This window comes from Cupriavidus sp. CPT47-8839-RL05A, assembly GCF_058792255.1.
Map to the genome: position 1 here is coordinate 101,593 of NZ_JBYTEG010000023.1, position 12,668 is coordinate 114,260.

The following is a 12,668-nucleotide window of genomic DNA, read 5'->3' on the forward strand; positions in this document are numbered from 1 at the left end:
GCCACTCGCTGACATGCCCGCGCCAGCCCGTCGGCGCCTCTCCCGCCATGCGTCTGACCCTCATCACCTTCGGTACCCAGGGCGACTGCCGCCCCATCGTCTCGCTGGGCCTCGGCCTGCGCGCCGCCGGCCATGACGTGCTGATGCTGGGCGAACGCTCGGCAGCCACGCTCGCGGCAGAGCACGGCCTCGCCTTTGCACCGATGGCAGGCGACATCAAGCAGACGCTGGCGCCGGGCGGCGCGCTGCACAAGCTGATGACCGAAGGCGGCAACGTCGCCGAGGCCACGCGGGCATTCGGGCGCATTGCCGAGGACAACACCGAGGCGTGGATGTCGCAACTGGCGCAGGCCGCGCGCGCTGCCGACGGCATCGTGTTCTCGGGGCTGACGGCGTATGTGGCGCTGTCGGTGGGCGAGCAGTTGGGCAAGCCGGTGATCGGCGCAGGCATGTTCCCGATCTCGCCGACGCGGGCCTTTCCGTCCGCGCTGCTGCCGCCGTTCAGGATGCCGGGGTGGGCCAATCGCGCCAGCCACCACGTGATCAACTTCGTGCTGTGGCGCATGTTCCGTAGCGCGACCAATGCTGCGCGCTCCAGGCTGTTCGGCGCGTCGGCGCGCAAGGCGATGTGGGCGGACTTTCCGACGCTGTACGCGATCTCGCCGCAACTGGTCCCGCGTCCGCATGACTGGCATGACGACTGGCTGGTGAGCGGCGCGTGGACCATGCCGCCGCAGCCGGACTGGCAACCGGACGCGCCGCTGCGCGACTTCCTGGCGGCCGGCGAGGCGCCGCTCTATATCGGCTTTGGCAGCATGGCGGGCTTTGACCGGCACAAGGTGGTGACGGCGCTGGTGCAGGCGGCCGATGGCCGGCGCGCGCTGTTCTATCCGGGCTGGAGCGGCATCGACGTGGCGGCGTTGCCATCCAACTTCCACGTGGTGGGCGCCACCCCGCATGACTGGCTGTTGCCGCGCGTGTCGGCGGCAATCCATCACGGCGGTGCGGGCACCACGCATGCGGCCGCGGCGGCGGGCGTGCCGGCGATCGTGCTGCCGTTTGCGGGCGACCAGTTCTTCTGGGCGGGCCGGCTGGCGGCGCTGGGCGTGGCGCCGCGTCATGTCGCCGGGCACAAGATCGACGCGCCGCGGCTGGCGTCGATGATCGCCTTTACCGAGCAACCGGCCACGCGCGAACGGGCCGCCAGGCTGGGCCGCGCGATGGCCGCCGAACGCGGCGTCGACCATGCCGTGGCGGCGATTGAGCGCTTTTGCGGCAGGCAGGGCGCATAATCCCGTTCCGCCTTTCGCATTCACTGACGCAGGACCTTCCGATGTTGAACCGTACCCAGCAAATCCTTATTGCCATCGTCGCCGTGGCTGTCCTTGGCATGTTGTGGTTTGCCGGCAATGACCGCCGCGACGATGTCGGCGGTGCCGCGCCCGAAACGCAGGCCGAAGCCAGCGCGGTGCCGGCCAGCGTCGTGCGCGGGGTGCCGCGCGACGGCACGCTCGACCCGATCAGCATCGACCCCGAGCGCCCCGCTGACCGCCTGCCGCAGCTCCAGGCCGACACGCTGCTGAATGACTACCGCGGCAATCCCAAGGAAGCCGACACCCGCTACCTGGGCCAGTACCTGATCGTCGAAGGCGTCGCCAGCGGCATTCGCCGCGAGGGCGACCAGGTCTTTGTCGATATCCGCACCAACGATCCCGGCGTGAATGTGCGCGCACTGCTGCTGCAACGCCAGATCTGCGGCCCGGCAGGGCGGGTGTGCGAGGTGGAGGCCCGCGCCACCATGGTGCGGCGCGGCCAGAAGGTGGCGCTGGAATGCAACGGCGCCGGGCTGGCCGATGGCGCACCGCTGCTGCGCGACTGCCTGCTGCGCGGCGGCGCCAACTGATCGCGCTTGTCTCAAGATTCCGGAGTCCCGCCATGCAATCCGTTCTGTCCGTCCTTGCCATCCTGATCATGGTGGCCACCATCGTCGGCGTGGTCTCGCCCGCCTGGCTCAGCCAGACGCTGTTTGGCGGCAGACCCGTCACGCGGCTGCAGGTCGCCGTCATCGGGGTCTGCCTTGCCGGGCTTTGCCTGGTCCTGGTAGGCCGGCTGGCGCAAGGCGGCAGCGCGGGCGGCTGAGGCGCCACGCCGGCGCAGAAGCGGCCGTTTTGCGCTTCTGTTTGGGCGATTGGATCTGCGTGCCGGCGCCTACAGTGTGAAGGTATGCGGTGGCCACTGTGTCTTGCATGGCAGCCCGCCCCAGCCACACAGGACATCCATGTACAAAGCTCTGCTGGCCGCAGGCCTTGGCCTGCTGATCACCGGTTGCTCGACCTACCAGGCAGTGACCCCGGTCGACCGGCCCGACCGCACCGATCCCCTTGTCGCGTTCCAGGTGCCCGCTGGCGGCGGCCCGCTGGGCAACTACGGCGCCAACGGCACGCTGCTGTGCGTGGTGGTGAACCCGGTCACGGGCAATGACTTTGTCGAGAACTTTCTCTCATCGCTGCGGCGGCGCAATTTCGAGGTGAAGGTGCTGCAGGCGCAGACCTCGATCGCGGCGTGCCCGGTGGTGGCGCTGTACACGGCGCGCAGCGCCTGGTACTGGACTGCGTACCTGAACAGCGCGGACATCACCGTGTTCCGCAACGGCGACCGTGTCGGCAAGGCCATCTATAACGCCAACCGCAGCGCGGGCGGGCTCAACCTGAGCAACTTCGTGCAGCCTTCGTCCAAGCTGGATGAGCTGGTCGAGCAACTGTTCCCCGGCATGCTGCCGCCGCCCCAGCCGCCGGCGGGCACGGCCGCCCCGGCGGCCTAGCCTGTCCGCACTCGACCGGCGGGCCGGGCCATGCCTGTCTGCGCAGCATCTTGCCGGGCGCAGCCGCGCCCGGCCCAGCGTACCCGGATCAGCGCTCCAGCCGCCCCAGGCGCACCACGGTCACGCCCGGGCGCAACTGGCGCAGCGACGGCATCACCAGCACGCAATCCGGATACGGCGTCACCACTGGCTCGCCGTCGCGCCAGCCGATTACGGTCCCGGCCTCGGTAAAGGTCTCCAGCCCGGTATAGGGGCCGGCAAAGCGGAAGTCCATGCTGGTGGCCACCACCGGCTCGGTCACGCGCACCACGCGCTGCGTGGCGGGCAGCCGCTGCAGCCAGCCTGCGGGCAAATCGCTTTCATCGATCACGCCGGCATGCAGCAGGAAGCGCGCGGTGCTGTCCTGCGCCACGGTCACGGCGGCGGGCTCCCAGTGCTGGCCGCACTCGATCAGCAGTGCGTTGCGCGGGCTGGCGGCATCGCCAAAGCCATCGTAGTCGCGCATGCGGCGGCCTTCGGGGTGGCCTTCGTCGACGATCACGTCGGCCGGCGCGCCCAGCGCGCGCGACAGGGCGATGCCCTTGTCGAGCGGGCCGGAGACGATCAGCGGCCGGCTTTTCTCGTGCATCGAATGCAGGTCCAGCAGCAGGTCGATGGTGTCGATCACCGGGCGCATGGCACGCGCGCGGCGCAGCTCGGATGAATCGAGGCTGGCATCATCGAGCACCCTGGCGGTCCACACGCGGTTGAAATCCTGGTCGACAAAGCGCGATGCGTCGGGCCTGGCGGCATCGAAGCTGTGGTACGCGTCGACGTTGGCAAACGCCAGCGTCAGCCGGCCGCGGCGCGGGCGCAGTCCGTGGTCCAGCAACGCCTTGACGGCGATGGCGCCGCAGACCTCGTTGCCGTGGGTCAGCGCATTGACCATCACGTGCGGGCCGGGCTGGCCGCTGTCGAAGGTGTACAGGTAGGGGATGCCGGTGTTGCCGGCGGCGTAGGCGCGGATGTCGGGGAACGCGACATCGACTGGGTAGGCGTCGATCGGTGCGGTGGACTGGGTCATGGGAATCGGTGCGTTCAGGGCGCCTGGCGGGTCGGTGCCGCCGGGTCGTGTTCTTGGGATCAGGTTGAGGATGGGCGGCGGGGCCTTGCCAGCGCCGCCCGCCCCAGCTCTTACTCGTGAATGCCAGCCGTCTGCACGATGGTGCGATAGCGCCCCGTCTCGCGCTTGATAAAGCTGCCGAACTGCGCCGGATTGGCCGGCGCCACTTCCACGCCGGCTTCTGCCAGCTTCTTCTTCACATCCGGCATGGCCAGCACGGCCTGCATCTCGGTGTTCAGGCGCTCCACCACCGCTTGCGGCAGCTTGGCCGGGCCCATCAGGCCGAACCACACGCCCATGTCGACGCCCTTGAGCGCGGGCGTCTCGGCCAGCGCGGGCACGTTCGGCGCCACCGGCGAGCGCTTGGCGTTGGTCACGCCGTAGGCCTGCACGCGGCCGGCCTGGATATGCGGCAGCGCCGACGACAGCACCATCACCGCCAGGTCGATCTGGCCGCCGAGCAGGTCGGTGGCCATGGCCGACGCGCCCTTGTACGGCACGTGCGTGATATTGACCTTGCCCTGCTGCTTGATCAGTTCGCCGGCCAGGTTCAGCGGCGTGCCCACGCCCGACGAGGCATACGACAGCTTGCCCGGCTGGGCCTTGGCCAGCGCGATCAGCTCGGCCGCGTTCCTGGCCGCCAGCCCGGGCTTGCCGACCAGCACCATCGGCTGGGTGCCGACGAAGGTCACCGGCGCCAGGTCCTTCTCGCCGTCGTAGCGCACGGCGGGGTTGGTCAGACGGGCAATCGACACTTCACTGCCCGAGCCCATCAGCAGGGTGTAGCCGTCGGCCTCGGCCTTGACCACCTTGGCCGCGCCGATGGTGCCGCCGGCGCCACCCAGGTTCTCGATCACCACGCTCTGGCCCAGGCGCTTGCCCAGTTCCGGGGCGATGGTGCGGGCCACCAGGTCGACGCTGCCGCCGGCGGTGTAGCCCACCACCAGCGTGATCGGCTTGGCGGGCCAGGCGGAGGCAACGGCGCCGGCGGAAGCGGCAAGGCAGAGTGCGGCAGCGGCCGCGCGCAGGATGGTCTTCATGGTCTTGGCTCTGGGGGTCCCGGAATGGTTGTTGTGGAGCGATGGTAGTGAGCGCGGAAGCGGCCCGGCGTGCAGCTTTGGCAAGGGCGGTTGCCGATTCGGCAATGGTCGCCGAAGGCGCATCAGCGCGGTGCCTGCACCGCCGCCTGCCAGAAGGCCTCGGCCAGCGGGCGCATCGGCGCGCGCGGGCGGTACAGGCGGATATCGAGCGCCAGGTCGCCGCCATCATCGCTGCGCGCGCCGCTGATGGCACGCACCAGGCGCCCGGCGTGCAGGTCGTCGGCAATCAGGCGGGCCGGCAGCCAGGCCAGGCCCATGCGCTGGCGCACCATCTCGTGCACCGACTCGGCAAAGTCGCTGACCGCGATCACGTCCAGCCGCGGCGCCAGCTTGCGGCGCGCGATCTCCTGGTTGACCATGCGGCCGAGTGTCAGGGTCTCGGCGTAGGCGATCATGGGCACCGGCTTCGCCGCAGCCTTGCCGGTCGCCAACCGGTGCAGCGGCGCGCCGCGCTCGTCGGCGGCGCTGACGCACACCAGCCGCTCCACGCCGGCCAGGTGGAACTGGTAGCGCGCGTCATCCAGCATCACCGGCAGGTCCGGCGGGCTGTAGCAAAGCAGGAAATCGGCATCGCCCTCGGCAAACATGGCCAGCGCGTCATGCATCGGGAAGGTCGACAGCTGCGTGCGGAACCCGGCCGCCGCGGGGTCGTGCCGCAGCGCCTCGCGCAGGCCCGCCAGCCACGCCGGCACCATCGAGCGCGCCAGGGTCTTGCCGGTGGCAATGGTGACCGTGCTGGCGTCGGCGCGGTGCGCGGCGCGCAGCGCCACGCGGGTCTCGTCCAGCGTGCGCAAGGCGCTCTGCGCGGCTTCCAGGAACTGGCGCCCTTCGGCGGTCAGCCGCACCGGGAACGCGCTGCGGTCGATCAGCGGGGCGCCGGCCCAGACCTCAAGCGCCTGCATGCGCCGGCCAAACGCGGGCGGGGTCACGTTGCGCAGCTCGGCGGCACGCGCCAGGCTGCCGGCCTGGGCCAGGCAGACGAAGTCTTCGAGCCAGCGGATATGCATGGAAGGCGGACCGTTGAGGGTGGGGCGGCAATGCCCTCATTATCGGCAAAACCGGCCGCCACCTTTGCCTGCCGCATTCCTCGGTTAGAATTTTTCGCATGACACTGATCCGGCGCCGCCCTCCCTCGTCCCCGACCAGCCAGGCGTCCGACACCACGCCGCCCGCCCCGGAATACACCATCGACGAGCTGGCGCGCGTGGCCGGCACCACGGTGCGCAACGTGCGCTCCTACCAGGACCGCGGCCTGATCGATCCGCCGCAGCGGCGCGGGCGCGTGGGCATCTACACGCAGGCGCACCTGGGGCGGCTCAAGCTGATCCACCACCTGCTGGCGCGCGGCTATACGCTGGCCAATATCACCGAGCTGCTCAAGGCCATCGTCGAAGGGCACGACCTGCGCTCGATCCTGGGGCTGGAGACCGCCATCAGCAGCCCGTGGACCAACGAGACGCCGCGGCACTACTCCTACCTGGCGCTGGCGCGGCTGTTCGGCCGCGCGATCTCGCGCCCGGCCCTGGCCAAGGCGATCTCGCTGGGGCTGCTGGAACCGGACGGGCTGGGCTATCTCGCACGCAGCCCGCGCGCGCTGGCCGCGGGCGCGGAGATCGCCCAGGCGGGCTTTGCGCTGGAAGACGTGCTGGAGATCATCGCGCAGTCGCGCGGGCATTTCCAGGCGGTATCGGACCATATCGTCGCTACCGTGGTGCGCGAGCTGGACCGCTTTGGCATTGGCAAGCTGCCGCCGCCGCAGGACGTGCCGCGGCTGGTGGAGATCCTGTGGCGCATCCGCCCGCTGGCGCTGGTGATGGCGGAGACGGAGATGATGCGGGCGCTGGAGATCTCGGCCAACAAATACCTGGGGGACCGGGTGGCGGCGATCATCGAGCATCTGCATGATGAGGAAGGTGGCAGCGGCGGGAAGCCATGATCCCGCGCCGGTCTGGCCCCTCCCCCGCCGTGCAGACCGGGCACACAGGTGACAGGTGTGCGAAGACATGGTTGACGCTTCCCGGCATAGTCATCCCGCCGCTCTACCTCGCCGCCCTTCCCCGCACCGATTCCTCCAGCAACGACCGCAACTTCGCCAGCGCGCCCGGATCCCCGTGCGCGGCTGAGCGCGCATACCAGATCTTGGCCTGCTCGAGATCCCGGTCGACCACGCCGGGCTCGCCGTGCTCATAGAAGCTGCCGACGATGTATTGCGCGCCGCCGTCGCCGGCACTGGCCGCGCGGCTGTACCACGTGAACGCGTGCCCGTAGTCGCGCGGCACGCCCCGGCCAGTGAAGTAATTCGTCGCCAGCGCCATCTGCGCCTGCACATGCCCGCCCTGCGCCGCCAGCGCATACCAGCGGTTGGCTTCCTCCAGTGACTTCGGCACCAGTTCGCCGCGCTCATAGAGGTCGCCCCAGGTGTACTGGGCATGCGTCATCTGGTTGTCAGCCGCTTTTTTCAGCCAGACCAGCGCCTCCTGCGGGCGGGCGGCAGTGCCCTCGCCGCGCAGCAGCATCATTGCGTAGTTGAATTGGGCCAGGCGGTTGCCCAGCCTGGCCGCATTGGCGAAGCCGCGCAGGGCCTGGTCGAAATTGCCCGCTTCATATGCGGTGACCGCGTCGCGGGTCTGGGCCTGCGCGGGGGCAGGCGGCTGCGGTGCGGAGGCCGCCGGCTGCGTGCACAACAGCCATGCGGCGGTGGCGCCGGCGAGCAAGGCGGCAATCGGGGGGTGGGCAATCGACATGGCGGACTCCGGGCACAGCGCCTTCCTGATTCCAGTGTAGGAGTCAGGGCACCGCGCCGGTAGGCAGGCGCGGAATCGCCGGAATATCCATGCGAATAATCAATCGACCATAATATCTGCCACGATCATTCCTCGCACAGATAATACCAGGTCTTCAGATCCACCCGGCCCGATGCAGCCGCCGCCACAGTCCCCCGCAGGCGACCGCGGTCACGCCGATCACGGCCGGGTAGGCGAAGGGGATTTTCAGCTCAGGCATGAAATCGAAGTTCATGCCGTACAGGCTGAAGATCACGGTCGGGATCGCCAGGATCGCGCCCCAGCCGGCCAGGCGCTTGACCACCTCGTTCTGGCCCACGGTGACCAGCGCCAGGTTGACCTGCACGGCGGTGGTCAGCATTTCGCGCACCACGTCGAGCGTGCGCACCAGCCGGCTGGCGTGGTCTTCGATGTCGCGGAAATAGGCGCGCAGCTCCTTCGGCACCAGGTCTTCGTGCAGCCGGATCAGCTGGCCGCACATGTCCTCCACCGGGCTGACCGCATTGCGCAGGCGCAGCACCTGGCGCTTGATCCGGTACAGGCGCTCGATCGCGGCGCGGTCGAACTCATCGCGGAAGATGCCCTGCTCCAGCGCCTCGAAGGTGTCTTCCAGGCGCGTGACGATGGGCATGTAGTGATCGACGACAAAGTCCATCAGCGCGTACAACACATAGCCCGGGCCGTTGGCCAGGCCGTGCGGGTCGTGCTCGCAGCGCTCGCGCACGGGCGCATAGGTGCTGCTGGCACCGTGGCGCACCGAAACCACGTAGTTGGGGCCGACAAAGAGATGGGTCTCGCCGACCACCACTTCATCTTCCACCAGTTGCGCCGTGTTGAGCACCACGAAGACCGAATCGCCGTAGGCCTCGAGCTTGGGGCGCTGGTGCGCATCGAGCGCATCTTCCACCGCCAGGTCGTGCAGGCCGAACGCCTGCTGGGCCTGGCGCAGCAGCGCGAGGTCAGGCTCATGCAAGCCCAGCCAGACAAAGGTACCCGGCACGCCCAGCACGGTGGGAATCTCCTCCATGCCCACCGTGCTGAGCCGCTTGCCCTGCCGGTAGGCCACGCAATTGACAATGGCGCCCATGGAAACTCCGTTGATCAGATGGCGCAATCGTAACAAGCCTTTACGCTGCGACGGACGCCATGCGTGTTGCCGCGCACGGCAAACCACGCTGGCCGCACTTGCCCGGCGCTACGATGTGCCGTGCACGCGCATATGGAACCCACGCGCCACCTGCTGTACATATCGATCCAATTGTTACAGTTCGCGACAGATACGACGTTAGAATGTGGCATTTCCACGGTCACCCGGCTATGTCCCAGAAGAAATCGCCACGCTTCGAGCTGCGCAGTGGCAACGTAGACGCCCTCCTTCTCGCCCTCCAGACCGCCGACATGGCTGCGCTGCGGGATGACCTCCTCTCCCGCTTTGAAGCCACCCCTGACTTCTTTTCCAATGACGTGATCGCGCTGGACCTGCGCGCGCTGGAAGATGACAGCGAAGTCGCGCTTGGCACCGTGATCGACACGCTGGCCACGCTCAAGGCCCGCGCCATCGGTGTGGTGGCCCGCCCTGCCCAGCGCGAGTGGGCCGAGCGCTTCGGCCTGCCGCTGCTGGACAGCCAGGCGCGCCGCGGCAGTGGCGCCGACCGCGCCGCCGAGGCCCAGGCCGCAGCCGCGGCGGAACAGGCCGCCGCCGAACAGGCCGCGCGCGAGGAATCCGTCCGCGCCGCCGCGCAGGCCAGCACCGACGCCGCCGTGGCCGCCGCCATCCGCCAGACCCAGACCATGCTGATCGACAAGCCGCTGCGCTCGGGCCAGCAGGTCTACGCGCAGGGCGACGTGGTCATCCTGGACGTGGTCAGCTACGGCGCCGAGGTGATCGCCGAAGGCAACATCCATGTCTATGCCCCGCTGCGCGGACGCGCGCTGGCGGGCGTCAAGGGCAACACCGGCGCGCGCATCTTCAGCACGTGCATGGAGCCTGAACTGATTTCCATCGCCGGCATCTACCGGACCGCGGAGCAGACGCTTCCGGCCGATGTGCTCGGCAAGACCGCCCAGGTGCGCCTGGCCGATGAAAAACTGATCCTAGAAGCGCTGCGGCTCAAGTAACCGCGGCAGCCCCCGGGACCGAATCGCAGAGAGCGCAAGCTTCAACTTATTACTGGACCAAAGAGCCATGGCAAAAATCATCGTTGTGACCTCCGGCAAGGGAGGCGTCGGCAAGACCACCACCAGCGCCAGCTTTGCCGCCGGCCTGGCCCTGCGCGGCCACAAGACTGCCGTGATCGACTTCGACGTCGGCCTGCGCAACCTTGACCTGATCATGGGTTGTGAGCGCCGCGTGGTGTACGACCTGATCAACGTGGTGCAGGGCGAAGCCAACCTGCGCCAGGCGCTGATCAAGGACAAGAAGTGCGAGAACCTGTTCATCCTGCCGGCCTCGCAGACGCGCGACAAGGATGCGCTCACGCGCGATGGCGTCGAGAAGGTCATCAACGGCCTGATCGAGATGGATTTCGAATTCATCATCTGCGACTCGCCCGCCGGCATCGAGTCGGGCGCGCTGATGGCGATGTACTTCGCCGACGAGGCGCTGATCGTGACCAACCCGGAAGTGTCGTCGGTGCGCGATTCGGACCGCATCCTGGGCATCCTGGCGTCCAAGACCAAGCGCGCCAGCGAAGGCGGCGACCCGATCAAGGAACACCTGCTGATCACGCGCTACAACCCCAAGCGCGTGCATGGCGGCGAAATGCTGTCGCTGACCGACATCCAGGAAATCCTGCGCATCAAGCTGATCGGCGTGGTGCCTGAGTCGGAAGCCGTGCTGCACGCCTCGAACCAGGGCACGCCCGCCATCCACCTGGAAGGCAGCGACGTGGCCGACGCCTATGGCGACGTGGTGGACCGCTTCCTCGGCAAGGACAAGCCGATGCGTTTCACCGACTACCAGAAGCCGGGGCTGCTCTCCCGCATCTTCGGCAACAAGTAACGGTCAAGGAGGGCTCACCCCATGTCGATCCTTTCCTTCCTGCTGGGAGAGAAGAAGAAGTCCGCGTCGGTCGCCAAGGAGCGGCTGCAGATCATCCTGGCGCACGAGCGCACCGGCCATTCCGCGCCCGCCGACTACCTGCCCGCGCTGCAGCGCGAGCTGGTGGCGGTGATCTCCAAGTACGTCAAGATCGGCGACCAGGACCTGCGCGTCAGCCTGGAACGCCAGGACAACCTCGAGGTGCTCGAGGTCAAGATCGAGATCCCGCAGAACTGAGGACGGATCCCGGCGCTGCCGGATTCGTTCCTCCTCCTTCGGTTTTCCCGCACTTCCCGTCTTTCCGCCGACCGCGGCGCCGCTTGCGCGCCGCGATCGGCCGGCCCCCTTTCTCCCTGCCGTGATTCCCCGCCAGCCCAGTGTGCAGGCCAGCTCGCCAGCGCTGCCAAAATGCCCCAACTCGGAATTCTGTAGCGGCGAGACAACGGATTTGCACCAAAATCCTGCTTGAAAGCGCAGCTTGGCGGAGTTTTGTGTCCTTGTAGCTTACGTTTTGTTAAATTTTCGCGGCGTCTACAACGAAACGTAGACAAAATCGTCCACGCCGTGATCCGGCGGAGAGAACAGTACAAGACAGAAAAGGAGCACCATGAAGAAATCGGCCATCGTCCTCGCAGCCGGCAGCCTGTTGGCAGGTTCGGCGTTCGCACAATCGTCCGTTACCCTGTACGGTATCGTTGACCAGAGCATCCGCTTCCAGACGAACTCCAACGCCAACAACGACAATCTGTGGGAACTGACCAACGGCGCCGTCACCAACAGCCGCTGGGGCCTGAAGGGCAGCGAAGCCCTCGGCAACAACCTGAAGGCAATCTTCCAGCTGGAAGGCGGCTTCGATCCGGACACCGGCCGTTCCAACCAGGCCAGCGCCACCAACCCGAACGGCCGCCTGTTCGGTCGTCAGGCTTACGTTGGCCTGTCGGGTGACTTCGGCACGATCAAGCTGGGCCGCCAGTACACCGAAGGCTTTAACTTCTTCGGCGACTACGATCCGCTGACCATCGGCAACTACACCAACAACGCCTGGCCGTTCTTCCTGACCCAGTTCCGCAGCGACAACGTGGTCAGCTACGCCGGCAAGTTCGGCGGCCTGGACGTGGGCGCCAGCTACGGCTTCGGCGAGCAGCCGGGCAGCATGACCAAGAACCAGTACTGGGGCACCCGTGCCGCTTACTCGTTCGGTCCGTTCGGCATCGGCGGCGTGTACCAGGAAATCCGCGACATCAACGGCAACAAGCAGCAAATGTGGGGCGCGGCCGGTAAGTACGCCTTTGGCCCGGCCAAGCTGTTCGTGGGCTACGTCGGCGGCAAGGACCGCACTGGCGTGATCGACAACGGCTTCCTGAACAACTCGGCTGCCGCGCCTGCTCCGGCCGTGGTCACCGCCGGCGCTGCCAGCAACCCGCGCAAGGACACCATCGGCTACATCGGCCTGACCTACCAGGCCACCCCGGCCCTGGCGCTGACCGGCGTGTTCTACGGCGACTACGTCGAGAACAAGAACGGCGTGAACGACAACAACGGCCGCCGCTACACCGGCGTGCTGCTGGCCGAGTACTCGCTGTCCAAGCGCACCCAGGTCTACGGCACGGTTGACTTCAACAAGGTTTCGGGCGGCACCACCACCGAAATGCCGGGCCGCAACAACCAGACTGGCGCTGCACTGGGTATCCGCCACATCTTCTGATCGACACCCGATCAGCAGTTCCTGGCAAAAGGCACCTTCGGGTGTAATGCCGTTCAGTTAAGACTGAACGGCATTTTTCATTGTTAGCCGCCGAAGCAGTTGTAAACCGCAAGCCGC

At 67.7% G+C, this 12,668-nt stretch carries 14 protein-coding genes; 9 read left to right on the forward strand and 5 right to left on the reverse strand.

Annotated features, from left to right (window positions below):
- Positions 1-47: 47 nt before the first annotated feature.
- The 4 genes from AC3WVS_RS25305 to AC3WVS_RS25320 all read left to right on the forward strand — a co-directional run bounded on the left by AC3WVS_RS25305 (position 48) and on the right by AC3WVS_RS25320 (position 2,821).
- Positions 48-1,292: a glycosyltransferase gene (locus AC3WVS_RS25305; protein WP_492320805.1), complete on the forward strand. Its 1,245-nt coding sequence runs from the start codon at positions 48-50 to the stop codon at positions 1,290-1,292.
- Between the two features lie 41 nt (positions 1,293-1,333).
- Positions 1,334-1,903, forward strand: a complete 570-nt coding sequence (locus AC3WVS_RS25310; protein WP_492320806.1) for an OB-fold putative lipoprotein — start codon at positions 1,334-1,336, stop codon at positions 1,901-1,903.
- A gap of 32 nt (positions 1,904-1,935) precedes the next feature.
- A complete protein-coding gene (locus tag AC3WVS_RS25315) occupies positions 1,936-2,139 on the forward strand; it encodes a hypothetical protein (RefSeq protein WP_492320807.1) in 204 nt (67 codons plus the stop codon).
- Positions 2,140-2,278: 139 nt separating this feature from the next.
- Entirely contained in the window at positions 2,279-2,821 is a 543-nt protein-coding gene (locus AC3WVS_RS25320) for an Sbal_3080 family lipoprotein (RefSeq protein WP_492320808.1), read from the forward strand.
- A gap of 88 nt (positions 2,822-2,909) precedes the next feature.
- On the opposite strand, the gene AC3WVS_RS25325 is transcribed toward AC3WVS_RS25320, so the two are convergent.
- The 3 genes from AC3WVS_RS25325 to AC3WVS_RS25335 form a co-directional block, all read right to left on the reverse strand.
- Positions 2,910-3,884, reverse strand: coding sequence for a M14 family metallopeptidase (locus AC3WVS_RS25325; RefSeq protein WP_492320809.1), 975 nt, complete (start codon positions 3,882-3,884; stop codon positions 2,910-2,912).
- 110 nt (positions 3,885-3,994) lie between these two features.
- Positions 3,995-4,963, reverse strand: coding sequence for a Bug family tripartite tricarboxylate transporter substrate binding protein (locus AC3WVS_RS25330; RefSeq protein ID WP_340525200.1), 969 nt, complete (start codon positions 4,961-4,963; stop codon positions 3,995-3,997).
- 122 nt (positions 4,964-5,085) lie between these two features.
- Entirely contained in the window at positions 5,086-6,030 is a 945-nt protein-coding gene (locus tag AC3WVS_RS25335) for a LysR family transcriptional regulator (RefSeq protein WP_492320810.1), read from the reverse strand.
- 98 nt (positions 6,031-6,128) lie between these two features.
- Between AC3WVS_RS25335 and AC3WVS_RS25340 the strand changes: the two genes are divergently transcribed.
- Complete coding sequence (locus tag AC3WVS_RS25340; RefSeq protein ID WP_492320811.1) at positions 6,129-6,959, forward strand: MerR family transcriptional regulator; 831 nt, start codon at positions 6,129-6,131, stop codon at positions 6,957-6,959.
- Between the two features lie 103 nt (positions 6,960-7,062).
- Here AC3WVS_RS25340 and AC3WVS_RS25345 read toward each other — a convergent pair whose 3' ends face one another.
- Entirely contained in the window at positions 7,063-7,767 is a 705-nt protein-coding gene (locus tag AC3WVS_RS25345; RefSeq protein WP_492320812.1) for a tetratricopeptide repeat protein, read from the reverse strand.
- Between the two features lie 154 nt (positions 7,768-7,921).
- Positions 7,922-8,893 carry a magnesium and cobalt transport protein CorA gene (locus AC3WVS_RS25350; RefSeq protein WP_492320813.1) on the reverse strand — a complete coding sequence of 324 codons (972 nt, stop codon included), beginning with the start codon at positions 8,891-8,893 and terminating at the stop codon, positions 7,922-7,924.
- Between the two features lie 230 nt (positions 8,894-9,123).
- Between AC3WVS_RS25350 and minC the strand changes: the two genes are divergently transcribed.
- The 4 genes from minC to AC3WVS_RS25370 all read left to right on the forward strand — a co-directional run bounded on the left by minC (position 9,124) and on the right by AC3WVS_RS25370 (position 12,551).
- A complete protein-coding gene (gene minC / locus AC3WVS_RS25355) occupies positions 9,124-9,924 on the forward strand; it encodes a septum site-determining protein MinC (protein ID WP_492320814.1) in 801 nt (266 codons plus the stop codon).
- A gap of 67 nt (positions 9,925-9,991) precedes the next feature.
- The gene (gene minD, locus AC3WVS_RS25360) at positions 9,992-10,807 is read left to right on the forward strand and encodes a septum site-determining protein MinD (RefSeq protein WP_013955180.1); all 816 of its coding nucleotides are present in this window, start codon (positions 9,992-9,994) and stop codon (positions 10,805-10,807) included.
- A 21-nt stretch (positions 10,808-10,828) separates the two neighbouring features.
- Complete coding sequence (gene minE, locus AC3WVS_RS25365; RefSeq protein WP_010811451.1) at positions 10,829-11,083, forward strand: cell division topological specificity factor MinE; 255 nt, start codon at positions 10,829-10,831, stop codon at positions 11,081-11,083.
- 370 nt (positions 11,084-11,453) lie between these two features.
- Complete coding sequence (locus AC3WVS_RS25370; RefSeq protein WP_492320815.1) at positions 11,454-12,551, forward strand: porin; 1,098 nt, start codon at positions 11,454-11,456, stop codon at positions 12,549-12,551.
- Positions 12,552-12,668: the final 117 nt, after the last annotated feature.